At 71.1% G+C, this 22,393-nt stretch carries 21 protein-coding genes; 7 read left to right on the forward strand and 14 right to left on the reverse strand.

Annotation, left to right across the window (positions count from 1 at the left end; all coding sequences use genetic code 11):
• Window positions 1–45: 45 nt before the first annotated feature.
• The 4 genes from ACFU8Q_RS07570 to ACFU8Q_RS07585 all read right to left on the reverse strand — a co-directional run bounded on the left by ACFU8Q_RS07570 (window position 46) and on the right by ACFU8Q_RS07585 (window position 4,036).
• Window positions 46–1,098 carry a PDR/VanB family oxidoreductase gene (locus ACFU8Q_RS07570; protein ID WP_384449193.1) on the reverse strand — a complete coding sequence of 351 codons (1,053 nt, stop codon included), beginning with the start codon at window positions 1,096–1,098 and terminating at the stop codon, window positions 46–48.
• 134 nt (window positions 1,099–1,232) lie between these two features.
• Window positions 1,233–2,408 carry an aromatic ring-hydroxylating dioxygenase subunit alpha gene (locus ACFU8Q_RS07575; protein WP_384449196.1) on the reverse strand — a complete coding sequence of 392 codons (1,176 nt, stop codon included), beginning with the start codon at window positions 2,406–2,408 and terminating at the stop codon, window positions 1,233–1,235.
• 128 nt (window positions 2,409–2,536) lie between these two features.
• A complete protein-coding gene (locus tag ACFU8Q_RS07580; protein ID WP_384449199.1) occupies window positions 2,537–3,055 on the reverse strand; it encodes a type 1 glutamine amidotransferase domain-containing protein in 519 nt (172 codons plus the stop codon).
• A gap of 231 nt (window positions 3,056–3,286) precedes the next feature.
• Entirely contained in the window at window positions 3,287–4,036 is a 750-nt protein-coding gene (locus ACFU8Q_RS07585; RefSeq protein ID WP_384449202.1) for a helix-turn-helix domain-containing protein, read from the reverse strand.
• 271 nt (window positions 4,037–4,307) lie between these two features.
• On the opposite strand from ACFU8Q_RS07585, the gene ACFU8Q_RS07590 reads away from it, so the two are divergent.
• Together ACFU8Q_RS07590 and ACFU8Q_RS07595 are read left to right on the forward strand one after the other, a co-directional pair.
• On the forward strand, window positions 4,308–5,699 hold the full coding sequence (locus tag ACFU8Q_RS07590; protein ID WP_384449205.1) for an MFS transporter: 1,392 nt from the start codon (window positions 4,308–4,310) through the stop codon (window positions 5,697–5,699).
• Window positions 5,700–5,820: 121 nt separating this feature from the next.
• Complete coding sequence (locus ACFU8Q_RS07595) at window positions 5,821–7,251, forward strand: amidase (protein WP_384449207.1); 1,431 nt, start codon at window positions 5,821–5,823, stop codon at window positions 7,249–7,251.
• 23 nt (window positions 7,252–7,274) lie between these two features.
• Here ACFU8Q_RS07595 and ACFU8Q_RS07600 read toward each other — a convergent pair whose 3' ends face one another.
• Together ACFU8Q_RS07600 and ACFU8Q_RS07605 are read right to left on the reverse strand one after the other, a co-directional pair.
• Window positions 7,275–7,805: a GNAT family N-acetyltransferase gene (locus ACFU8Q_RS07600; protein ID WP_384449210.1), complete on the reverse strand. Its 531-nt coding sequence runs from the start codon at window positions 7,803–7,805 to the stop codon at window positions 7,275–7,277.
• Between the two features lie 51 nt (window positions 7,806–7,856).
• The gene (locus ACFU8Q_RS07605) at window positions 7,857–8,867 is read right to left on the reverse strand and encodes a WD40 repeat domain-containing protein (protein ID WP_384449213.1); all 1,011 of its coding nucleotides are present in this window, start codon (window positions 8,865–8,867) and stop codon (window positions 7,857–7,859) included.
• A gap of 58 nt (window positions 8,868–8,925) precedes the next feature.
• Here ACFU8Q_RS07605 and ACFU8Q_RS07610 point away from each other — a divergent pair, with 58 nt between their 5' ends.
• A complete protein-coding gene (locus tag ACFU8Q_RS07610; protein WP_384449216.1) occupies window positions 8,926–9,612 on the forward strand; it encodes a GDSL-type esterase/lipase family protein in 687 nt (228 codons plus the stop codon).
• A gap of 70 nt (window positions 9,613–9,682) precedes the next feature.
• Here the strand turns inward: ACFU8Q_RS07610 and ACFU8Q_RS07615 are convergent, their stop codons facing one another.
• A complete protein-coding gene (locus ACFU8Q_RS07615) occupies window positions 9,683–10,309 on the reverse strand; it encodes a helix-turn-helix domain-containing protein (RefSeq protein WP_384449219.1) in 627 nt (208 codons plus the stop codon).
• A gap of 49 nt (window positions 10,310–10,358) precedes the next feature.
• Complete coding sequence (locus tag ACFU8Q_RS07620) at window positions 10,359–10,985, reverse strand: TetR/AcrR family transcriptional regulator (protein ID WP_384449222.1); 627 nt, start codon at window positions 10,983–10,985, stop codon at window positions 10,359–10,361.
• A gap of 449 nt (window positions 10,986–11,434) precedes the next feature.
• On the opposite strand from ACFU8Q_RS07620, the gene ACFU8Q_RS07625 reads away from it, so the two are divergent.
• Window positions 11,435–12,253, forward strand: a complete 819-nt coding sequence (locus tag ACFU8Q_RS07625) for a class I SAM-dependent methyltransferase (protein WP_384449224.1) — start codon at window positions 11,435–11,437, stop codon at window positions 12,251–12,253.
• Window positions 12,254–12,290: 37 nt separating this feature from the next.
• Here the strand turns inward: ACFU8Q_RS07625 and ACFU8Q_RS07630 are convergent, their stop codons facing one another.
• Entirely contained in the window at window positions 12,291–12,953 is a 663-nt protein-coding gene (locus ACFU8Q_RS07630; RefSeq protein ID WP_384449227.1) for a hypothetical protein, read from the reverse strand.
• A gap of 149 nt (window positions 12,954–13,102) precedes the next feature.
• Complete coding sequence (locus ACFU8Q_RS07635) at window positions 13,103–13,687, reverse strand: isochorismatase family protein (protein ID WP_384449230.1); 585 nt, start codon at window positions 13,685–13,687, stop codon at window positions 13,103–13,105.
• Window positions 13,688–13,950: 263 nt separating this feature from the next.
• Here ACFU8Q_RS07635 and ACFU8Q_RS07640 point away from each other — a divergent pair, with 263 nt between their 5' ends.
• Window positions 13,951–15,705 carry an NlpC/P60 family protein gene (locus ACFU8Q_RS07640; protein ID WP_384449233.1) on the forward strand — a complete coding sequence of 585 codons (1,755 nt, stop codon included), beginning with the start codon at window positions 13,951–13,953 and terminating at the stop codon, window positions 15,703–15,705.
• Window positions 15,706–15,778: 73 nt separating this feature from the next.
• Here the strand turns inward: ACFU8Q_RS07640 and ACFU8Q_RS07645 are convergent, their stop codons facing one another.
• From ACFU8Q_RS07645 to ACFU8Q_RS07660, 4 genes are all read right to left on the reverse strand, one after another.
• A complete protein-coding gene (locus tag ACFU8Q_RS07645) occupies window positions 15,779–16,642 on the reverse strand; it encodes an ABC transporter permease (protein WP_384449236.1) in 864 nt (287 codons plus the stop codon).
• A complete protein-coding gene (locus ACFU8Q_RS07650) occupies window positions 16,602–17,480 on the reverse strand; it encodes an ABC transporter ATP-binding protein (protein WP_384449239.1) in 879 nt (292 codons plus the stop codon). The genes ACFU8Q_RS07645 and ACFU8Q_RS07650 overlap by 41 nt, the downstream gene beginning before the upstream one ends.
• The gene (locus ACFU8Q_RS07655; protein ID WP_384449242.1) at window positions 17,477–18,004 is read right to left on the reverse strand and encodes a MarR family winged helix-turn-helix transcriptional regulator; all 528 of its coding nucleotides are present in this window, start codon (window positions 18,002–18,004) and stop codon (window positions 17,477–17,479) included. Before ACFU8Q_RS07655 ends, ACFU8Q_RS07650 begins: the two co-directional genes overlap by 4 nt.
• A 119-nt stretch (window positions 18,005–18,123) precedes the next feature.
• A complete protein-coding gene (locus ACFU8Q_RS07660) occupies window positions 18,124–18,609 on the reverse strand; it encodes a hypothetical protein (RefSeq protein ID WP_384449245.1) in 486 nt (161 codons plus the stop codon).
• Between the two features lie 66 nt (window positions 18,610–18,675).
• On the opposite strand from ACFU8Q_RS07660, the gene pip reads away from it, so the two are divergent.
• Window positions 18,676–19,662 carry a prolyl aminopeptidase gene (gene pip / locus ACFU8Q_RS07665; RefSeq protein ID WP_384449248.1) on the forward strand — a complete coding sequence of 329 codons (987 nt, stop codon included), beginning with the start codon at window positions 18,676–18,678 and terminating at the stop codon, window positions 19,660–19,662.
• A gap of 383 nt (window positions 19,663–20,045) precedes the next feature.
• A complete protein-coding gene (locus tag ACFU8Q_RS07670) occupies window positions 20,046–22,334 on the forward strand; it encodes an N-acetylmuramoyl-L-alanine amidase (RefSeq protein WP_384449251.1) in 2,289 nt (762 codons plus the stop codon).
• The last annotated feature ends 59 nt before the right edge of the window (window positions 22,335–22,393 follow it).

The raw sequence follows: 22,393 nt of genomic DNA on the forward strand, positions 1-22,393 counted from the left end.
TGGCCGGGCTGGAGCGGTTCTTGAAAGGTGGGAGGCGCAGCGGTGTCAGAGGTCCAGGACCAGCCGCTCGCACCGGGTCCGCGAGACGCAGATCATCATGTAGTCGCCCGCGGCCCTTTCGTCGGCGTCGAGCACGCTGTCGCGGTGCTCGGGCACCCCTTCCAGCACCCTGGTCTCGCAGGAGCCGCACGTACCCGATTCGCAGGACCAGTCGACCCGCACCCCGGCGGTCCGCAGCACGCTGAGCACGGAGGCGCCGGCCGGTACCCGGTGGCTGCTGCCGTCGCCGGCGAGCACCACTTCGAACTCCCGGTCGTGCGCGGTGACTTCGTCCGGTACGGGGACGGCGGCGAACCGTTCCAGATGCAGGTCCCAGCGGCCCTCGCACGCCGCGTGGAGCTCTTCGAGGGCGGTGAGCAGGGGGCCGGGGCCGCAGGAGTACACCGCGGTGCCGGGTGCGACACCGGACAGCAGTGCGCCGAGGTCGAACCGGCCGTCGGTCTCGTCCGTGTGCAGCCGTACCTGCCCCGGTCCGCAGGCGGTCAGTTCGTCGACGAAGGCCATCCGGTCCCGTTCCCGGGCGAGGTAGACCGCGCGCCAGCGCTGCCCGGCCCGCTCGGCGGCGCGCACCATCGCCAGGACCGGGGTGATCCCGATGCCTCCGGCGATGAACAGGTACTCGGGGGCGGCCGAGACCCGGAAGTGGTTGCGGGGTCCGCGCACCCGCAGGGTGTCACCCGGCCGGAGCCGGTCGTGGACGTGCACCGAACCGCCCCGCCCGTCCGCCGAGCGCAGCACCGCGACCCGCCACCGGGTGCGGTCGTCCGGGTCCCCGCACAGGGAGTACTGGCGGACCAGTTCACCGCCGTCCGGCCCGGCGCCGGGCAGCAGCAGGTCGATGTGGGCGCCCGGTTCCCACGGCGGCAGCTCCGCCCCGTCTGGTGCCCGCAGGGTGAGCGCGACGATGTCCTCGGCGACCGGCCCGCACGACTCGACCCGGAGGGTCAGTGTTCCGGGCGGTCCGGATTCCACGGCGGGCGGCTCGGGGAGTTCGGCCGGCGGGCGCGGTGCCTCGGGCCGCTCCAGCTGGAGGGTCATGGTGTTCTCCCGGGGTGACACGGCGAATGGGACGCACTCGCGCGGTGAGGATGTGTGCCGCAGGGGCAGGGCCGCGTAGCTGACGCGACGGGCCGCGTGGAGAAGGGGTGGTGAAGGACAGGAGCCGGGAGGGCTCAGGAGGTGGCGCGGGCGGTGTACCGCTCGGCGAGCCACCGGTTGAAGCGGACCAGGACCACCTCGCTGGGCGCGTAACGGCCGCGCGGGGCGAAGCGGGAGTGCAGCCCGCGCTGCACGCCGGACCAGGCGAAGACGTCCTCGACCATGACGCCCGCGAGGTCCTCCTTCTCCTTGATCCAGTTCTCCTCGAAGTCCGGGCGCGCGAGCGTGGATTCGGGGTAGAGCCAGGTGGCGCCGAAGACCGACGACTTGGTGCCGGTGGGCAGCCAGAGGAAGTACTTGACCTTGTCGGGCATGGCCACGATCAGCAGGTTCGGCATGACGGTGACGTAGGAGAGCCGCTCCTGCTCGTGCACGGTCAGCCCGGGAAGCAGCGGCTGGAGGACCTTGCCGGTGTGGGTGGGCGACGAACCGGCTTCGCGGCCGAGGATCTCGTACGCGATGATGCCGCGCTCGACGTCGTTGAGGGAGGAGTCGAAGTCGATCCGCTCCTCGGGCGTCGGGTAGACCGGGTTCCAGGTCTTGGCGTGCAGATGGGCGCAGTGGTAGCACTCGTCCGCGAAGATCTTCCAGTTCCACTCGTACGGGTCGAGCTGCTGGGGCTCGGCCGCGCGCAGTTCGGACATGCCGTAGCCGGCGAGCTGCTCGGAGAGGTGGCCGAGGCGCTCGGCGACGGGGGCGATGGTGTCGTCGAAGGTGATGAAGACGAAGCCCTCCCAGACCTCCGAGCGGACCTCGGGCAGCCGGACGGCCGCCTTGTCGAAGCAGGGCACGTCGTTGAGGTCGGGGGCGGACTGGAGCACACCGTCCAGGCCGTAGACCCAGCTGTGGTACGGGCAGCGGAACCGGCGGGCGTTGCCGCGGCCCTCGATCAGGGGCATGGCCCGGTGCTGGCAGACGGCGGACCGGACGTGGACCTCGCCGTCGGCGCCGCGGACGACCATCAGCGGGTCGTCGCCGACGGTGACGGAGTAGTAGTCGCCCTTGTCCGGGATGTCGGTGGCCCGGCCGACGCAGAACCACTCGTGGCCCCAGACGGCGTCCATCTCGAAGGCGTGGAACTCGGGCGAGGTGTAGCAGGCCGGCGGCAGGGACACGGCCTCTTCGATGCCGAGGATGCTGGGCGCGAAGTCCTCGACGGGGACGGGGCAGGCGGGTGCGGGGCTGTTCATGAGGTACTCCTGTCGGGCTGGGACGGGGCTCCGGGGAGGGCGGGCGGGCTTCGGGCGAGGGGGCCGGCGGGGCAGGGCCCGGGCGCGGACGGGGCTCACGCCGAAGCGGCGGCTCGGGGCGGCGGGGATCAGGCGAGGGCGGTGATGAGGGCCTTCATCCAGGGACCGAGGTCGCGCGGGAGCTGCGCGCTGATCAGGTTCCGGTCGACGACGACGGGCTCGTCGATCCAGTTGGCGCCCGCGTTGACCAGGTCGTCGCGGATGGCGGCGACGCTGGTGACGGTCCGGTCCCGCAGGATGCCGGCGGAGACGGGGACCCAGCCGCCGTGGCAGACGATCGCGAGCGGCTTGCCCGCTGCGTCGAAGTGCCGCACCAGGTCGAGCACCCGGGAAGAGCGGCGCAGCAGATCGGGAGCGAAGCCGCCCGGTACGACCACCGCGTCGAACTCCGCCGCGTCCACCTCGTCCGCCGCGACGTCCACGGGGTACGGGCCGTAGCCGGTCTTGCCCTTGACCGCGTCCCGGGTGACTCCGGCCACCACCACGTCGGCGTTCTCCTCGCGCAGCCGGATCACCGGATAGAGCAGCTCCGACTCCTCGAAGTAGTCGGCGGCGAGGACGAGAATCTTGCGGCCCTGAAGCGACATCGGTTTTCCTCCGGCACATCAGCACACCGTTCGGGCCGGTGTGTTCATTCACAGTAAACACAGATGTTCACGATGAAGAACACCCTTGTCAAGACCTGCCGGATCCGCTCGAGAAGGACACAGACGAGAAACGCCCCCGACTCCGTGAGGAGAAGGGGGCGTGGAGAGAGCAGTCGCGGTCAGCCGCGGCAGGCGGGGGTACGACTCAGAGGTACCAGCCGGAGATGCCGGTCAGATGTCCGCGGCGGGATCGGCCACCGAGAACCACACGGCTCGGGCCCGTCGGTCTCCGGCGTTCCAGAAGCGGTGCGGGCTGGTGGAGTCGAACGCGATGGAGTCACCGGGGCCGAGGGTGAACTCCTCGAAGGCGATCCGTACCCGCAATTCCCCTTCCAGGACCAGCCCGTACTCCCGCCCGGAGTGCCGGATGAAGCGCTCGCCGGGCGCCGAGCCCGCCCCCACTTCGTACACGATCTCGCGGAAGTCCACGCCCTGTTCGGGGTACGGGGTGAGCAACTCCCAGCGCATGCCGGTCTCTACCTCGATGGCCCGCCGCGCCCCCGCACGCTGCACGAACCTCGCCTCCCCGGCCGTCGTGGGCGGGGCGCTCGCCGACGCCGCACCGCGGTCGCCCGCGGCCGGACCACCGGCCACACGTACGCCGTCCGCGGAGCCCTCCACCGAACCCGCCGAATCGCCCGGCCCCGCCGAGTCCGCCGGTCCCACCACGTCGGCCGAGTCGAAGAGGCGGTCCATCGACAGCCCCAGTTCGGCCACGGCGTCGTACAGCATGCTCACCGAGAGGGCCGTACGGCCGCGCTCGGCCTGGGAGATGTGGCTCGGTGAACAGCCCAGCCGGCGGGCGAGTTCCCGCAGGCTCATCCCCTTCGCCTCACGGGCGGAGCGCAGCCGCGCACCCAGTGCGACCCAGCGCCCCTTGTCGCCCTCGGTGGGTCCTTCAGTCGTCGCCCCGGTAGTCATGTGCGCGAGTGTACAGAGGCAGCGCACAGAACCGATCCTGACCGAACACGATGCTATCGAGATGTTCACAGTCATTGACAGGTGTTCTGTCCAGGTGGACAGTAATGCGCCATCGGGACTCGTGTGTTCACCCGAAGCGCCAACAGAGCATCCGGCAATCCGCTCGCATTCCCGCCGATGTCACTCGCTGGTGCAGAAAACACCCCACCCATACACTCTCTGAACGCCTCGTCGCCCTGTCGGCGTGGCGTCCTGCTCCGGGAGCCCTCTCATGGCGACGACCTCGATCATCGACGACAGTCCGCTGTCGCGATTTCACAAGAAACTGCTGATCCAGTCCTCCGGCGGACCGTTCCTCGACGGATGGCTGCTCAGCATCGTCGGTATCGCGCTGGTCGGTATGCAGCCCGACCTGGGGCTGAGCGCCACCGAGCTGAGCCTCGCCGGCGCCGCCGCGCTGATCGGCATCTTCATGGGCGGTCTTGTCTTCGGACGAGTCACCGACCACATCGGCCGCGAGCTGATGTACACCCTCGACCTGCTCATCCTGGTCGGCGCTTCGCTGCTCTGCGCGTTCGTCACCGACGGCTGGCAGGTCATCGCGCTGCGGTTCGTCGTCGGTCTCGCCATCGGCGCCGACTACCCGATCGCGACCGCCCTGCTCGCGGAGTGGCTGCCCGCCAAGAAACGCGGCGCGATGCTCGGCTCGCTCGTGGTCGCCTGGTACATCGGCGCCACGCTCGCCACCATGCTCGGCTTCCTGCTCACCGAGTGGCTGGGGCACGGAGCCTGGCGGATCATGCTCGCCAGTGCCATCGTGCCGGGAATCATCATCCTGCTGCTGCGCGTCGGCACACCCGAATCACCGCGCTGGCTGGTCTCCAAGGGCCGGACCGACGAGGCCCGGGCCGTGGTCCGCAAGGTGTACGGGGACGACGCCGACTTCGACAGCATCACGGCGGTCGAACCGCGGACCACCGTCCAGCTCGGCTTCCGCGGCCTGCTGCGCGGCGAGTACCTCAAGCGCACCTTCTTCTGCGGCATGTTCTATCTGTGCGCGGTCACCCCGGTCTTCGCGATGTACACCTTCGGCCCGACCGTGCTGGCGTCCTTCGGACTCGACGGCGGCAACCTCGAAAACCTCGGCGCCACACTGATCAGCGTGGTCTTCCTGATCGGCTGTCTGCCCGCGCTCCGCTGGTGCGAGACCACCGGCCGCCGCCCGCTGCTCCTCTGGTCGTTCGCGATCATGCTGATCCCGTTCACCGTGCTCGGCCTGTTCCCCACCGGCCCGACCGTCCTGGTCATCGCCTGCTTCTGCCTGTACGCGCTGGCCTCCGGGGGGCCGAACATCCTGGAGTGGTCCTACCCCAACGAGATCTTCCCGACCGAGATCCGGGCCACCGCGATGGGTGTGGTCACCGCGATCTCCCGCATCGGTGCGGCGATCGGCACGTATCTGCTGCCGCTCTCGCTGAACAAGTACGGCAACGGCCCGACCATGCTCATGGCTGCCGCGCTCACCCTGGCCGGTCTGGTCGTCTCGCTGCTGCTCGCACCGGAGACCAAGGGCAAGTCGCTCTCCGAAGCCAGCGGCATCGGCACCGCCGCCAAGGACCCGGCCGGCCCCGTGGCCACCGAACCGACACGCACCGTCGTCTGAACCACCTCTCCGGACAGGGGAACCCCTCGCCCCCGTCCCGACGGGCCCGGCCGGCTACGACTGCGGCCGGGCCCCGTCCGTCCCCCACCCCGCCCGCACCTCGACCAGGAAGACCACGCCCATGCCCCCGCCCACCACCACCACCGTCCCCCCGCACGAGCTGACCCTCACCCGGGCGGTTCGCGCCCTGGAGTCCGGTGAGCTGACCGCCACCGCGCTGCTGGCCGGCTGCCTGGAACGGATCGATGCCCGCGAGCCCGTGGTCGGGGCCTGGGAACACCTCGACCGGGACGCCGCCGTGCGTCACGCCGGGCTGCTGGACAACGGCCCTCGCCGGGGACTGCTGCACGGTGTCCCGGTGGGCGTGAAGGACATCATCGACACCGCCGACCAGCCCACCGGATACGGCTCACCCCGCCACCGGGGCCACCGCCCGGCCGACGACGCCTGGTGCGTGGCCCGGCTGCGCTCATCCGGCGCGGTGCTCGTCGGCAAGACGGTGACCACCGAGTTCGCCTACTTCACGCCGGGCCGAACCGCGAACCCGCACGACCCGGACCACACCCCGGGCGGCTCCTCCAGCGGTTCGGCCGCGGCCGTGGCCGATCACATGGTCCCGCTCGCCCTGGGCACCCAGACAGCCGCGTCGACCATCCGCCCGGCCGCGTACTGCGGCACCGCGGGCCATGTCGCCACGCCGGGCACCTTCCCGCTCACCGGCATCGCGGGGCTGAGCCACACGCTCGACTCCCTCGGCCTGCTCACCCGCACCGTCGAGGACCTCGCCCTGGCCCGTGCGGCCCTGCTCGGCCGCGCGCGACGCAGCGCGGACGCCGCCCTGCCGGACGTCCCGCACCCGGTGATCCTGGTCTGCTCCGGCACGGACGCCGGAACGCCGGGCCCCGTATACGGTTTCCACCCCACCGACCCGGCCATGGACCGGGCCGTGGAGGACACCCGCCGGGCGCTCGTCGCCGCCGGGGCCGAGGTCCGTGAGCTGGCGATCGACGCGGATCTCGCCGAACTGGTCCGTACGCACACCACGGTCATGGCGTACGAGGCCGCCCGTGCCCTCGCCGACGAATACGACGCGGGCGCGCTGCCCACCGCGTACACGGCACACGCGACAGGCGCGGCGACCGACGCGTACGAGGCCGGGCCCCCGACCGGCGTACCCGGGGAACAACCCCTCAGCGCCCCTCTGCGTCAACTCGTCGAGGACGGCCACCGGGTCTCGCGCACCGACTACCTGGCCGCGCTCGACCACGCGGCCGAACAGCGCCGCCGCCTCCATGCCCTGTTCGAATCGGCGGACGCCGTCCTCGCACCGGCCGCTCCGGGCCCCGCCCCCGTCGGCCTGGCCGCCACCGGCTCCCCGGTCTTCAGCCGGCCCTGGCAGGTGCTGGGACTGCCGACCGTGACGATCCCGGGCCACCGGGACGCGAACGGCCTCCCTCTCGGGGTGCAGTTGATCGGACGGGTCAGCGGCGACGAACACCTACTGGCGGTCGCCCATCACGTGGAACGCCTGCTGGCCCCGCCAACCACCTGACGAGCGAATCCACCGCCCCGGCGTCATCCGGTTCCCCCCGCTCCACGCGCCCGCCCCCGCTCCCAGCGCCGTTCGCCGTCGCACCACTCCTCCGTCGGCACCAGCCCCGCCGCGGCGGCCACGGCGGCGGAGGCGTCATGGTCCGGATGGACATGGGCGACGACGGTACGCACCACACCCACCCCCATCAGGCAGGCCACCAGCCCGACCGCCGCCTCCTTCGCGTACCCCTGCCCCTGCCACCGCGTTCCGACCACCCAGGCGACCTCCGCCTCCGCGTCACGCGCGTTCACCGTCGCCTGTACGTAACCGGCCAGACGGCCCTCGTCCCGTACCCGCAGTACCCAGTTCCACCAGCCCACGCCGGGGTCCGGCGAACCGGCTGTCCAGCGTGCGTAGCGGGCCCACAGCTCGCCGGGGGTCTCCGGGGCGCCTCCGGTGTACGCGTGCAGGGCGGGGTCGTCGAGCACGGCCGCCATCTCGTCCGCGTACCCGACCCGCAGCGGCAGCGCGTCCAGCCGGGCGGTGGCGAAGGGCCCGGGGCCGGGAATCATTCGGTTCTCCATAGCGGCCCGACCCTATGCGCACCGTGGCGGACCGGCGCGTCAGTTCCCCTTCCGCCGCCGTCCCATGAACACCAGGACGCCGATCCCCGCGAGCACCAGCACACCGGTCAGGGTCGTCCCCTTCGCCTCCCCGTCCTTCGCCCCGGCGGACGACGCCGACGAGTCGCCGCCCGGGGACGGCGACTTCCCGGCGTCCCCGCCGCCACCGCCACCGCCGCCTGCTGCTCCGGCTCCGTCCACGTCCACCCGCACCACATCGCTCCGCTCCCCCTCCGAGCCGAACATCAGCGCGGAGCCGTCCGCCGTGAACGTCACCGACTCGGCCTGTCGCTGCAGCGGAGCGCTGACCGCGTGGTCGGCGCCGAGCCTGCCGTTCTCGAAGACGTACCCACGGGCGCTGAAGTACGAGCGCAGCACCAGCTCCTTGCCGTCCGGCGAGAACGCCCCGTCCGTCACCCACGGCACCTCCCCCACCCGACGGAAGACGTTGGTCGCGCCGGTGGTGAGCTTCGCGGGGCCCTCGTACAGTCCGCCGCCGCCCTCGTTCTTCGACGCGATGTAGACCCGCCCGGTCGTGGGGTGGACCATCAGCGCCTCGGCGTTGCGCGGGCCGTCCGCGTACTTCACATCGAACTGTGTGGCGTCGACCGTCGCGTCCCGCAGCTGCTTCGGTTCCGGGAAGCGGTAGATCCAGACGTGGTCCCAGCTGCCGTTCAGGTTGTCGCCGATGTCACCGACGTACAGATTGCCGTCGGGCCCGAGCGAGATGGCCTCGATGTCGCGCGGCCGCCCCACCCCGCGCATCGTGATCGTCGCGACGGTCTTCCCGGTGCGGGAGTCGACGGCGTAGACGTACGGGCCGTCGTCGCTGTCGTTGTGCGTCCAGTAGATGCCGGGGTGGGTGCGGCTCGCCGCGAGGCCGCTGGACTCGGTGATCCGGGGGTCCTCGATCGTGAAGCTCCGGTCGGCCCCGTCTCCGGCCACGGCCGGAGCCGCCCCGGCGAGGAGGAGCAGCGCGACGGCTCCGGACACAGTCAGGTACGAAGGCATGACGCCAGTGTCCATCGTCACGTCGCAGGTCGCAGGAGTGATCCGCGATGATGACGCCATGCGTTTCACGTTTGTCGGCGATTCCATGACGATCGGCCGCGTCGGCGACTTCACCTGGCGCTACCGGATGTGGCAGCACCTCACCTCCACCCTCGGTGCCCCGTTCGCGATCGTCGGCCCGCGCAGCGAGCTGTACGACACCGGGGCGGACAGCCCCGTCAGTTACGAGTACGGCGCACCGGACTTCCCCGCCGAGGCCCGCGCCCATCTGGCCGGCTGGGGCGAGGGCTGGCTGCACATGGCCCCGGTGATCGCCGACACGGTCACCGAGCACCGTACGGACATCCTGCTCGTCTCGCTCGGCCTGATAGACCTCGGGTTCTACACGGACAGCGACCAGACGGCCCTGAACGCAAGGGCGTTCATCACGGCGGCCCGCACCGCGAACCCGCACGTCAAGATGGTGCTCCTGCCCGTGATACCGAACGTACGGGCCGAGTCGGACGCCCCGTTCGCCGCCGAGTGCGACCGCTTCAACGAACTCCTGGCGAAGGCCGTCGCCGACCTCGACGACCCGATGTCCCCGGTCCTGTTGGCCTCCCGTCCACCGGGATACGACATCCATCGGGACACGTACGACGGGACGCACCCCGGCCCCACCGGCGAACACAAACTGGCGGCCGCCTTCGCCGACGCGATGCACCAGGCGTGGGGCACGGGCGGCCCGTACGCGGCCCGTCCCTGACCGGCCGTGATACATCGACCAGCGCGGCCGTTCGCCCCTGAGGCCTGCCCCGCACGGGGTTCGCGCCACCTCACCGCCCCGCGGGCCGGGCCCTCACGTGCATCCGCTCCCCCTGCTCTCCGAACAGGCTGAGGAATTCGACCGGTCCGGGCCCGGCGCTGGCCCACGCATGGGGCGTACGCGTGTCGAACTCGGCGACCTCACCGGCCGTCAGCACCAGATCGTGTTCACCCAGCACCAGCCGCAGCCGCCCCGCCAGGACATACACCCACTCGTATCCCTCGTGCACCCGCTGCTCCAGCGGACCCGTCGCCCCGCGCCCGCCGGGCAGGATCTGCTTGTACGCGTGCAGCCCGCCGAGGTGCCGGGTCAGGGGCACGAAGGTCATGCCGTCCCGGGTGAAGGGGCGGAAGTGGATGCGCGGGTCGCCGGTGGCCGGGGCGCCGACGAGTTCGTCCAACTGCACCCCGTACGCCTTGGCCAGCGGCAGCAGCAGTTCGAGCGTGGGTTTACGGCCGCCCGACTCCAGGCGCGAGAGGGTGCTGAGGGAGATCCCGGTCGTCTCGCTGAGCTGCGCCAGCGTCGTGCCGCGCTCCTGGCGCAGAGCGCGCAGCCTCGGCCCGACGCCGGTCAGGACGGTCGAGATCTCGTCGTCCGTACGCTCGACGTGCGCCGGGCGCTGTCCGTCTTCTTCCATCTCCCCATTATTCGCCGTCCGGTATGCGCCGTCCCGGCGACGGGGTGTGTCAGGACGGCAGGATCATGGCCAGCGAGAGCCGGGTCAGCTCATCGGTCAGCCACTCGGCGTCGACCTGCCGGGGCCGGCGGCCGTGGTGGGCCATGAGTTCGTCCACCGAGTGGTTCAGCACCGTGACCGTCACGGCGTGGTCGCTCGGCACCGCCTCGCCCCGTCGCACGGCCCGCTCGGCCTCGGAGGTCAGGAACTCGATCCACATCGCCCGCCAGGTCGCGAGGTGGTTGTCCACCTCCCTGCTCACCCCCAGCACCTCGACGAACGCCACTCTGGCCGCGCACGGGTCCTCGGTGACGGCCTTCACATAGGCGTCGAAGAGCAGCCGGACCCGTTCCGCCGTCGGACAGTCCTCCATCCCCTCGGCCATCAGGGCGTTCTCGGCGGCGCGCAGCCCGTGGGTCGCGACCTCGTCGTAGATCGCCATCAGGAGCACCTCCCGTGAGACGAACTCCTGCCGGAAGATGTGGACGGGCACCTTAGCCTGTTCGCACAGAGCCTCGACGCTCGTGTGCGCGTACCCGTACGCGGCGAACAACTGACGCCCGGCACGCAGGAGTCGGTCCCGCGCCCCCGGCCCCTCCACGGCCTGCCCGGGCACCCTGTTCCGCTGGTTCGCCACGACACCCACCTTCGGTCCTCCTTCGTCGTCCGTACCGCCGCCCCCACTCTTCACGCTCTGCCCGGCCGATGGGGTGTCCGCCACGCGCTCGACCACGCGGAGGGTGACGTCCCGATCAAGTCCGAATGCCCATCGAACCGTTGCTACTGCGGTGTCAACTCCTCGATCCCGACCGGGACCCGGCGCACAAGCGGAACGCGGAACTCAGAGTGCGAAACTCGGAGCACCGCGAAAAAACAGACCCCAGAGGGGGCGGAACAACCCCCTTCCCGCCGCCCCATGGGCACCCACGCCCCCGAAAGGCCCAGGCGCGAGGGGGGATGCAGACCCGCCGACACGGGGGCGTCAAACACCCGCACACGACCTCCGGCGACCGCCGTCGGCGGGTGCGGAACTGGGCTCCGGAGCCGAGCGGACCTACGCTTTCACCCTCCGGGAAAGGGGGTCGCGTGGACCGCGACATACGCACGGTGGACGACGTACTCACGCTTCTGGACAACCTGTTCGCACGGGAGGCGGACCGCTGGACGGCCGACGGGGCGCCCTGGTGGGACAGCTTCTACGCGGACCGGACGAAGCCGGTTCCGTTCTTCGTGGCGAAGCCCGACGAGAGCCTCGCCTCGTACGTGGACCGCGGCCTGATCAACCCGGGGCGCGCCCTGGATCTGGGCTGCGGCCCGGGCCGTAACGCCCTCCACCTCGCGTCCCTGGGTTTCGAGGTCGACGCGGTGGACCTGTCCCAGGCAGCCATCGCCTGGGCCGAGGACCGCGCGCGGGAGGCGGGGGCCGACGTACGGTTCCACTGCGGCGACGCGTTCGCCCTCGCGGGGGCGGAGCTGACGGGCCCGTACGACCTGATCTACGACTCCGGCTGCTTCCACCACCTGCCGCCGCACCGTCGCATCAGCTACCTCGGCCTCCTCGACGACGTCCTCGCCCCCGGCGGCCACTTCGCCCTCTCCTGCTTCGCGGCCGGCGAGAGGGGCATGGGCTCCGAACTCCCCGACGCCTCCTTCTACGAGCAGGCCGGAGAAGGCCTCCACGGCGGCCTGGCCTACACGCCGGAGTCGTTGCGCCGGATCTTCGCCGACCTGACGGAGATCGAACTGCGCCGCATGCACGACGAACCGTCCGAGTCCCCGTACTTCGGCGAACCATTCCTCTGGACGGCCCTGTTCCGCAGTGCCCGTGCAGGTGCCGGTGCCGATCAGAGCCGTGTCACGGACCCGGCGTCGCGGGACGAAACGAAGGCACCGCAAGGCCGGTGAAGCGTGGGCCTCACCGGCCGTGGAGTGACCCGGACCGTCAGACCTTGGTGGTGCAGATCGTGTTGTACGGCCTGCCCGGGCTCGGGAACAGGTCCAGGGGTTCGTCGGTCCCGGCCGGGCATTCCTTGGCCGTCTTCGTCAGGGCGAGCACCTTGCTCACACCGCTGCCCCCGCTGCCGCAGGGGACTTCCTTGGCCTGGTCGTCCACGCAGTCGCCCTTCACCAACTGGCCGCCGCCCGCGCCCGCGTCGCCGGGGTGGTCACCGGAGAGGTTCCGGCCGCAGATGGTCTTGCTGGGGATGCCGGCGCTCGCGTCACTGGTGCCGATGGCGACCTTCACCGAGATGATCGCGTCCGTCCCGGCCGGGCACTGGATGGAATCGGCGAAGACGGCACCGTCCTTGATGACGAGAGCCTTGATCGTCGCCTTGGAGTCGTCGCAGTCCATGGCCTGGTAGCCGTCCTTCGACTCGCTGTGGTCGGGACCGGCACAGTCCCCGACCTTCCAGTCCTTGGCCTGGTGACTCCCGCTGTCGGACGACTGACCGCAGGCGGTGGCGGCCCCCAGGACAAGCGCGAGGGCGAGCACCGCCTTCGCGCAGTCCAGGAGAGCCGTACGAGAACTGCGCCGCGTCGAGGAAACGGTGCCACCGCTGCTTCGGCTGCCGCTCCGGGATCGCGTGCTGCCGTCAACGCTCATGCTTCTCCTCGAGTCCGTGAATGGGGGTGTGGCCCGCATAGGGGCGCGCGTGAGGACGACAGGACCGAGCCCCGCGGTTCCCCGAACGAGCCGACCACCTCACGAGCGGCGCGCGACCAACTCCCCATCCCCTTCGGTGCTTTGGCGCGTCAACGCCGTCGGGGTGGGGCCGCGAACGCGACGTCCGCGGCGTGCGCGATGACCTCCAGTTCGCCGCCGAGAGCCCATTCGGCGACCCGGGAGACCGCGGCGGCCGGGACCGCGTCGCTGATCCCCGGGGCGGCGGGGATGTCGTGCGTCGCGTGGCCGTCGTGCGGCATGACGACCCGGTACCCGAGCGCCAGCGCCGTACGGGCGGTCGCCTGGACGCATATCTCGGACATCACGCCGCAGATGGCGAGCGCCCGGACCCCGGATTCGTTCAACAGGCCGCGCAGCGGCGTCTCGTGGAAACCGTCGTCCCGGGTCTTGCGGATGACGACCTCCGCGGGGCCCGCCTCGACCTGGTGGTGGAGTTCCCAGCCGGACGTGTGCGGCTCGTCGCCCGCTCCGGGCGCCCCGTCGTTCTGTACGTGCACGACGAGCGCCCCACCCCGCCGGGCCCGTGCGATCAGGTCCGCGGTCCGGTCGACGAGCCGGTCCGTGTCGGGCACCGCCCTGTCACCGCAGACGGCGGCCGACTGAACGTCCACAACGAGCAGGGCCTCTACGGGCATCGCACGACTACTGGTCATCCCGCCATCATGTCCGTCCGCACCGAGCGCTTCCACGTGGTTTCTCCCGACCGTCCGGCCCACGGCATCGGACCTGGGCATGACCCGCAAGGTCTCGTGGCGACGTGACAGTTGGGGGTCTTTGTGTCACGTTCGTTTCCGGGTGAGGGGTGCTGCCGGGCCTGAACTCAGTCATCGCGGCATGCCGATGCGGGCGTGGCAGTACGTCGCGGCGCAGTAGGGGCGAAGGAACAGCCGGCGCGGCACACGCCATCATGTGCCGCATGGTTAACGCATCTCGGCGAAGTCTGCTGACCGCCCTCGCGGCCTCCGCCGCCTCCGTCCCGCTCACCGGCCTGGCCACCGCTCCGGCGCGCGCCGCCGCCCCGGACGTATCCGTGCGGCCTTTCGCGGCGTCGGCCGGTCCGGCCTCGGCTCGTTTCTCCGTGACGATGCCCCCGCTGGACGCCTCCTACTTCACCTCCGTGACGCTGAGCACCCCACTCACCGCCGCCGTCCTGCCGGGGACCCCGGCCCGTACCGAGGTGACCTCCGGCGGCAGGCGCGTCGCGCTGCTGACCCACGGTGCACGGACTGTCGTACTGCCGGGTCCGCAGCGTACGTTCATCGAGAACAAGCGGCCCTTCGTGGACGACTTCCGGCGCACGTTGCCGGACCTGTCGCTGCCGACCGCGGAGCGGCGGTACTGGGGCACTTCCCCGGGCGGCGGCAGCTGGTCCACGCTCGGCCCCGCCGACACCGACTACTCGGTGGTGCCTGGTACCGGCGTCATCACCCTGACCACCGAGAACGCCAGCCGTCACGCCAGCCTGCGCGACGACGAGATCACCGACGTCGATGTGCGCTCCGTGGCGGGCTTCGACAAGGTGCCCACCGGTCAGGCGTGCTCGTACGCGCTGTCCTTCGGCTATCAGGACACCCACAACAACTACCGGGCCCGGCTGTCCTTCCTCACCACGGGCGCGGTCGAACTGCGCGTCGAGAAGGAGGTCGCCGACACGGTCACCCAGCTGACGTCGTACCTGACACTCGCCACGGGCGTGCCCGCGGGCACCGAATGGACGATCCGGGTGCGCCGTGAGGGCTCCCGCATCCAGGTCAAGGCGTGGCGTTCGGCGTCGGCAGAACCTTCCGCGTGGGCCGTCGACGTCAGCGACTCCACCTTCACCAAGGGCCGGGTGGGCCTGCGGGCGCTGGCCAACACCGGCTGCACCAACCTGCCGGTCAAGCTCGCCGTCAGCCGCTTCCAGGTGGATGTCGCGAACTGGAACGTCCCGCCCAGTGTCACTCACGGCGACTGGGTGCGTGTGCTGTCCCGGCCCTTCGACGGTACGTGGACCGATGAGGTGGAGCGGAGCATACGCGGCTGGGCCGGTTCCACGGCTCCGGACACGCTCGCGTACGCCGCGATGTTCCTCGGCGGGGCGCCCACGGTGACGGCCGGGGCGGGGCCGGCCCAGGGCACGCAGGTGCTGGGCGAGGCCGGGTACGGGTACCTGAACCCTCAGGGCTACCGCTATGAGGGCGCCGACTTCCACGAGTACATGAACATCGGCTGGACCTTCGACGACGGCGCCTACACCGGGCCGTCCAGCAAGCAGGTCGGCAATCTCGACTGCTCCGGCTACACGCGCATGGTGTACGGCTACCACATGGGCGTGCCGCTGGCCGCGGGCGAGGACACCTCCCGACTGCGGATTCCCCGCAAGTCCCGGCACATGGCCGACTACTCGCCCGGTGTGCGCGTCGACCGGACCGACGGCATCAATCCGCCCGCCGCGGCGCTGCTCCAACCCGGTGACCTGGTGCTGTTCAACGCCGACTCCGGCGACGACAGCCCGACGGTCACCGTCGATCACGTCGGCATCTACCTGGGCGAGGACGCCGCCGGCAAGCGCCGCTTCCTCTCCAGCCGCAAGACCGTCAACGGGCCCACCATGGCCGACCTCGGCGGTGCCTCCCTGCTGGACGGTACGGGCACCTACGCGAGGACTCTGCACACGGTCCATCGCCTCTGACACCACGCCATGCGGCCCGGCTCCGGCGATGTTTCGCGCCCCCTCGGGTGCGTACCCGCCGGAACGGCAGTGCTCAGCGGGCCAGGCGCCCCAGCAGCGAACCGGCGGCGACGATGCCGACCAGGGCCGCGAAGGCGAGGACCGCGAGGTCGAGGGCGAGATGGGCGTGGGTGCCGATGAGGAGGCCGCGCAGGGCATCGACCTCGTAACTCAGCGGGTTCACCCTGCTGACGGCCTGGAGCCAGCCGGGCATCAGCGCGACCGGGTAGAGCGCGTTCGAGGCGAAGAAGAGCGGCATCGTGATGGCCTGGCCGATGCCCATCAGCCGGTCGCGGGTGAGGACGATCCCGGCGATCGTCACCGACAGGCAGGAGAAGAACGCCGAGGCGAGCACGACCACCAGCACGACACCCAGCAGCCGCAGCGGGTTCCACGTCATGCCCACGCCCAGCAGGGCGGCGATCGCGATGACGACCGCGGCCTGGATCACCGCCTTCACCCCGGCGGCGAACGCCTTGCCCGTCACCAGGGCAGTGCGCGGCGTGGGGGTGACCATGAGTTTGGTGAGGACGCCGGAGTCCCGCTCCCAGATGATCATGATGCCGTAGAAGATCGCGATGAACATGGCCGACTGGGCGATGATGCCGGGCGCGAGGAAGTCGAGATAGGGGACGCCCCCGGTGGGGATGGCGTGGATACGGGAGAAGGTCTCGCCGAAGATCAGCAGCCAGAGGGCGGGCTGGACGGCGCGGGTGTAGATCTCGGTGCGGTCGTGGAGCAACTTCTGCAGTTCGACGGCGCACATCGCGGCCACTCTCGCCGGTACGACGCGCCAGGCGGCGCGAGGCGGTGGCGGGGTCAGCAGCAGTGCGAAGCGCTGGTCGGGCGGGCCGGACTCAGCCGAGGCGGGATGCGGTGCGACGGGTACGGCGGACATCTCGGAACGCTCCTTTCCCTTCGTCGGAACCCGAGCCGGATCCGAGGTCGTCCAGTCCGCGTCCGGAGTGGTACCGGAAGACATCCTCCAAGGACGGCGGTGGCAGGTCCGTCTCGCCGGATTCCCGACGGTGGGCGACGAGTTCGTTCTTCAGCTCGGCGGGGGTGCCGATCGCGCGGAGTCTGCCGAGGTGCATCAGCGCGAGCCGGCCGCAGCGCTGGTCGGCCTCGTCCATCGAGTGGGTGGTGACCAGCACGGTCATGCCGGTGCCGGTCCGTATCTCGGTGATGCGGTCCCAGACGCTGTCCCGTGCGATCGGGTCGAGGCCGATGGTCGGCTCGTCCAGGATCATCAGCCGGGGCGCGCTGACCAGGGCCTGCGCGAGTTCGAGGCGGCGGACCATCCCGCCGGAGTACGTGGCGGCGAGCCGGTTCGCGACCTCGCCGAGGCCGACCGCGTCCAGCGCCTGGGAGACCCGCGCGGCGCGCTGGCGGCGGGGTACGTCGAAGACGCGGGCGAAGAGCTGGACGTTCTCCCGGCCGGTGAGGCTCGCGTCGGCCGACAGTTGCTGCGGTACGTAGCCGAGCAGGCGCCGTACGGCCATCTTGTGCCGGGCCGCGTCGTGGCCGAAGACCTCGATGACGCCGGGCGGTACGGGCAGGAGTGTGGTGATCGCGCGCAGGGTGGTGGTCTTGCCCGCGCCGTTGGGCCCGAGGAGACCGAACACCTCCCCCCGGCCGACCAGCAGGTCCAGGCCGTCGACGGCCTTCGCCTCGCCGAAGCTGTAGCTCAGGCCGGTGCAGTTGAGGGCGGGGGCCAGGTCGGTTGCCGTGGTCACGCGATCTCATCCCCTTCGCGCAGTGGGTTTTCCTCGCACAGTGGGTTTCCCTCGCACAGCGGGTTTCCCTCCCGCATCGGGTCCCCCTCACGCAGGGAGTCGGCCAGTCCGCGCAGGGCCGGGAGCGCGGCGGCGAGCGCCGCCCGGTCGTCCGGGCCGAGCCGGGCCAGGTGTTCACGGAAGAGCGCTTCGCGACGGGCGCGCCAGTCGCGAAGCTTCCCGACCCCCGCCGGAGTGGGATACAGCAGCGCGGCACGCCCGTCCCCGGGGTCCTTCTCGCGGCGCAGCAGTCCTTCGGCGGCCAGGTGGTTCACCAGGGTGCTGACCGAGTTGGCCGCGAGACAGAGACTGTGTGCGGCCGTCGAGACCCGGATGCCGGGCTCGGCGGCCACCAGCCGCAGCAACTCGGCATGCGCCCCGCGCAGCCGGGGAACACCCATGCCACTCCACAGGCGTCGCCGGGCGAGCCTCTGTATGCGGGGCAGGAGTCCGGCGAGCTCATCGGGGAGATCACTCGCCGCCATCTGCCCATTTTATCTCTGTATGCGAGGTAATGCCCCAGCACGTTTTGTCCATGCGGAAGGACTGGAAGGATCCGGGAAGCCCGGTCCCCGCGCGGCGGCGAGCAGGCCGGGCCGGATGTTCAGCAGTCCGGGAACCGCTCCCCGCACCGACTGCAGAACACCGGTTCCGGGTCCTGCGAGAGCCGGCCGCACTCGGGGCAGACCCGGTCAAGCATGCAGGGCGCCTCGCCGCCCTCGTAGGCCGTCGAGGGCTTGATGGTCAGGCCGGGGCGGCGGCGGTGGACCGTCACGTACGCCAGCCCTTCCGGTCCCGCGACGAGCGCACGGCGCGAAGTGCGGGGCAGCCAGACGACCGTGGTCGGGGTCAGGTTCAGCACGTCGCCGCCCCCGGCCACGATCCGGCCGCTGCCCGCGACGACGACGAGAAGGACGTCCAGGACGTCCTCCTGATGCTCACCGACCTCCGCGCCCGCCGGAAGACGCACCAGATTGGCGTCCAACTCCCGTCCCTGCTCGGCCAGTTGCCACAGCGCTCCGCGGTCGTCGTGGGCGGCGGCGGTCAGCAGTTCGTCGAGTACGGCCAGTACCCGGGGTACGGAATTCACAACGAACAGGCTACGCCCGCCCTACGCTGGCCCCTTTGCCCGCCGAGTCGAAGGAGCCGCCGCGCCATGGACCGCGAGCCCGACGAGAAGTACCCGCCGATCGAACCGTACGAGCACGGCATGCTCGATGTCGGGGAAGGCAACCTCGTGTACTGGGAGGTGTGCGGAAATCCGGACGGCAAACCCGCAGTCGTCGTGCACGGCGGTCCCGGCTCGGGGTGCACCGAGCGGTCCCGGCAGTACTTCGACCCGGACCGCTACCGCGTCGTCCTCTTCGACCAGCGGGGCTGCGGCCGCTCCACCCCGCACGCGAGCGACCCGGCCACCGACATGCGGTTCAACACGACCGACCGGCTGATCGCCGACATGGAGCGGCTGCGCCGCCACCTCGGGATCGACAACTGGCTGCTGTACGGCGGTTCCTGGGGATCGACGCTGATCCTCGCGTACGCCGAGCAGCACCCCGAACGGGTCTCCGAGATCGTGATTCCGGCGGTCACGACGACCCGGCGCAGCGAGATCGACTGGCTGTACCGGGGCGCCGGGCAGATCTTCCCCGAGGCATGGGAACTGTTCCGGGCGGGTGTGCCGGAGGCCGAAAGCGGCGCGACTGCGGACGTCCTCGCCGCGTACGCCCGGCGGATGGAGAGCCCCGACGCCGGAGTACGGGAGAAGGCGACGGCCGACTGGTGCGCCTGGGAGGACGCGGTGCTCTCCCAGGAGACCTGCTCGGGACCGCCGCCGTACAGCGGGCGCCCCGACCGGGCGCGGCAGGCGCTGGTGCGGATCTGCTCGCACTACTTCTCCCAGGGCGCCTGGCTGGAGGAGGGGCAGCTGATCCGGGACGCGGGACGGCTGGCGGGGATTCCGGGCGTGCTGGTGCACGGGCGGTTCGACCTGGGCGGGCCGCTGATCACGGCCTGGGAACTGGCGAAGGCGTGGCCGGACGCGGAACTGACCGTGATCGACGGTGCGGGGCATCTGGGCGGTCCGGCGACGAGCCGGACGGTGCTGGCGGCGCTGGACCGGTTCGCGGTCCGGACCCGGCCGTAGCGTCCCTGATGTACAAGGGAATCGGGAACCGGTAGCGGCGTACGGGGACACCGGGCGCCGCCCTGGAGCGCCGGCGCCCGGACCTTTCCGAGCCGGCACTCGCCCTCTGCACCCCTCCCGGAGCGTTCGGCGCACTGACCGTGGGCTGCGCGGTCCGGCTCGTCACCGCCCTGGGACCCGGCTGGATCCTGGCACCCGGCGCTCCCCGGACCGGCGCGATGCCACCCGCGTAGACACCACGGCGTCGGACCATGGCAAGCTATGTCTCCGCTGTATGCGCGCGGTAGCACTCGTACCCCCCACTGGTCCTGTGACGACCGGTGCTGTCGCCTGCCGCAGCCCCCGACGCAATGACCGTCCGAAAGCGATCCTTGGGGTACGACTTGAGATCGAAGAAGAGAATCTGGGTCACGGCTGCCGTGGCCACCTCCGCCCTGGCGGGCGTCCTGGTCTTCGAGGGGGTGACGGGCAACCCCTCAGTGGACTCGGACACCAAGTCCGCCCCGGCCAAGGCCGATGTGCGCGCGACCGCGCTCGAGGTCACCGGTGACGGCACGTCCGCCTCCCTCGACAAGCGGGACACCGCGCCGTTCAGCATGCTGGGCATCACCTGGACCGACCCGGCGGCCAAGGTCACCGGGGCCGTGGAGGTACGGACCCGGTCCGCCGCCAACGGGAACTGGACGTCCTGGCTGCCGCTCGAAACCGACGTCGACGGACGCACGGAGGCCGGCCGGGCCGGCGTACGTGGGACCACCGAGCCGCGCTGGGTGGGCCCGTCCAACGGGGTCGAGGTACGGATCAACGCGGGCGGCAAGGTTTCCTCGAAGCTGCCCGCAGGGCTGCGGCTGGACACCGTGGACCCGGGCCGGAGCAGCACCCTGAACGCGGACCCGGCCGCTTTCGCCGCCGACCTCCCGACGGCGGACGACCCCTCGGCCACGCCCTCCGCCGACGAGACGGACTCCACCACCCCCGAGTCGCTCGCGCCCAGCGACAGCACGGAACCGCCCGCCGAGGCCACTCCGTCCGAACCGGCGTCGCCCACCCCGTCCGCCCCGGCCACACAGGCGCCCACTCCCCCGGCGAGCCAGAGCCCCTCGCCGTCCGCGAGTCCGACCCCGTCCGAGACCCTGCCGCCCGCGCCGCCGTCGACCGTGCCGAAGCCGCCCATCACCTCGCGGGCGGGCTGGGGTGCCGACGAGTCGATGAGCCCGGAGGCGCCGGAGTACCTGGACACCATCAAGGCCGTCTTCGTCCACCACACCGCGGGGAGCAACACATACTCCTGCGCCGACTCCGCGGCGATCGTGCGCAGCCTGTACGCGTTCCACGTCAAGGCCAACGGGTGGAAGGACCTCGGCTACAACTTCGTGGTCGACAAGTGCGGGACGGTCTTCGAGGGCCGTAAGGGCGGCGTGGACCGGCCGGTCCTCGGCGCGCACACCTACGGCTTCAACCGCGAGTCGACCGGTATCGCGGTCATCGGTACGTACACGGACGCGACCGCTCCCACTGCGGTGACCACCTCCGTGGCACGGATCGCCGCATGGAAGCTCGGCCAGTACAAGGGCGACCCGACGGGCACCACGATGCTCACCGCGGGCGCCAATGGCTCCAACGGCTTCAGGAAGACGTTCACCGCCGGTACGAAGTACCCGTTCAACCAGATCTCCGGGCACCGCGACGGCTTCAACACCGAGTGCCCCGGCACCAAGCTGTACGGGCAGCTGCCCGCGATCCGCAGCCTCGCCGCGGGCCCCGTCACCGGACTGGCCATCAAGTCGGTGACCGGCGCCGGGCTCTCGGGCACGACGTACTACACCAAGTCCGCGGTCACCGTGGGCTGGTCGGCGAGCACCCCGAGCGCGTTCGTCTCCAAGTACGAGCTGCTGGTCGACGGCAAGTCCGTCGCCACCACCGCCGGGACGGCCACCTCGGCCAAGGCCACGCTCACCGTCGGCTCCCACAAGGTCCAGGTGCGCGCCACCCACCAGTCGGGCAAGGTCACCACGTCCACGGCGGCCACCGTCGTCGCCGACCAGGCGGCGCCCTCCTTCACCACCAAGCCCAACCTGGCCCTGCGCACCGGCACGGTGAACACCACGGCCGTACCGCTCACCCTGAAGTGGAAGGCCACCGACGCCGCCTCGCTCAAGGAGGTCAGGCTCACCGCCCCGGTCGCCAAGACCTACGGCCCGACGACCACCAGCGCCTCGCACACCGCGAAGTCGGGCGTCGCGACCAGCTGGGCCATGACCGCGTACGACCTGGCCGGCAACACCGCCGCCGCATCGGTCTCCGGCACGCCGGTCATCGTCCAGGAGAGCTCGGCGACGAAGACCGGCACCTGGACGACGAAGTCCTCGTCCAGCTACCTCGGCGGCAAGTCGTACTCCAGCTCGTCGAAGAACGCGAGCCTGAGCTGGACGTTCACCGGCCGCTCGGTCGCCCTGATCGCCTCCAGGGCCACCACCTCCGGCCAGGTGTACGTCTATGTGGACGGGGTCAAGGTGTCCACGGTGGACCTGAAGTCCAGCACCACCAAGTACCGCGACGCGCTGTGGACGAAGAGCTGGACCAGCAGCGCCAAGCACACCGTCAAGATCGTCGTCGTGGCCACCTCCGGCCGGCCGACGGTCACCACCGACGGCATCGTGTACCTGAAGTGACGTAGCCACTCCCGCGAGGCATTCGCGTGACGCCCTGCCCCCGGCACCGCGCCGGGGGC

It is taken from the genome of Streptomyces sp. NPDC057543 (genome assembly GCF_042801895.1).
GTDB lineage: Bacteria > Actinomycetota > Actinomycetes > Streptomycetales > Streptomycetaceae > Streptomyces.

Excerpts from the sequence above, each read along its gene's own strand:
- ACFU8Q_RS07570 (WP_384449193.1), bottom strand. The coding sequence starts at position 1,098 with ATGACCCTCCAGCTGGAGCGGCCCGAGGCACCGCGCCCGCCGGCCGAA.
- ACFU8Q_RS07575 (WP_384449196.1), bottom strand. The coding sequence starts at position 2,408 with ATGAACAGCCCCGCACCCGCCTGCCCCGTCCCCGTCGAGGACTTCGCG.
- ACFU8Q_RS07580 (WP_384449199.1), bottom strand. The coding sequence starts at position 3,055 with ATGTCGCTTCAGGGCCGCAAGATTCTCGTCCTCGCCGCCGACTACTTC.
- ACFU8Q_RS07585 (WP_384449202.1), bottom strand. The coding sequence starts at position 4,036 with ATGACTACCGGGGCGACGACTGAAGGACCCACCGAGGGCGACAAGGGG.
- ACFU8Q_RS07590 (WP_384449205.1), top strand. The coding sequence starts at position 4,308 with ATGGCGACGACCTCGATCATCGACGACAGTCCGCTGTCGCGATTTCAC.
- ACFU8Q_RS07595 (WP_384449207.1), top strand. The coding sequence starts at position 5,821 with ATGCCCCCGCCCACCACCACCACCGTCCCCCCGCACGAGCTGACCCTC.
- ACFU8Q_RS07600 (WP_384449210.1), bottom strand. The coding sequence starts at position 7,805 with ATGATTCCCGGCCCCGGGCCCTTCGCCACCGCCCGGCTGGACGCGCTG.
- ACFU8Q_RS07605 (WP_384449213.1), bottom strand. The coding sequence starts at position 8,867 with ATGCCTTCGTACCTGACTGTGTCCGGAGCCGTCGCGCTGCTCCTCCTC.
- ACFU8Q_RS07610 (WP_384449216.1), top strand. The coding sequence starts at position 8,926 with ATGCGTTTCACGTTTGTCGGCGATTCCATGACGATCGGCCGCGTCGGC.
- ACFU8Q_RS07615 (WP_384449219.1), bottom strand. The coding sequence starts at position 10,309 with ATGGAAGAAGACGGACAGCGCCCGGCGCACGTCGAGCGTACGGACGAC.
- ACFU8Q_RS07630 (WP_384449227.1), bottom strand. The coding sequence starts at position 12,953 with ATGAGCGTTGACGGCAGCACGCGATCCCGGAGCGGCAGCCGAAGCAGC.
- ACFU8Q_RS07635 (WP_384449230.1), bottom strand. The coding sequence starts at position 13,687 with ATGACCAGTAGTCGTGCGATGCCCGTAGAGGCCCTGCTCGTTGTGGAC.
- ACFU8Q_RS07640 (WP_384449233.1), top strand. The coding sequence starts at position 13,951 with ATGGTTAACGCATCTCGGCGAAGTCTGCTGACCGCCCTCGCGGCCTCC.
- ACFU8Q_RS07645 (WP_384449236.1), bottom strand. The coding sequence starts at position 16,642 with ATGTCCGCCGTACCCGTCGCACCGCATCCCGCCTCGGCTGAGTCCGGC.
- ACFU8Q_RS07655 (WP_384449242.1), bottom strand. The coding sequence starts at position 18,004 with ATGGCGGCGAGTGATCTCCCCGATGAGCTCGCCGGACTCCTGCCCCGC.
- pip (WP_384449248.1), top strand. The coding sequence starts at position 18,676 with ATGGACCGCGAGCCCGACGAGAAGTACCCGCCGATCGAACCGTACGAG.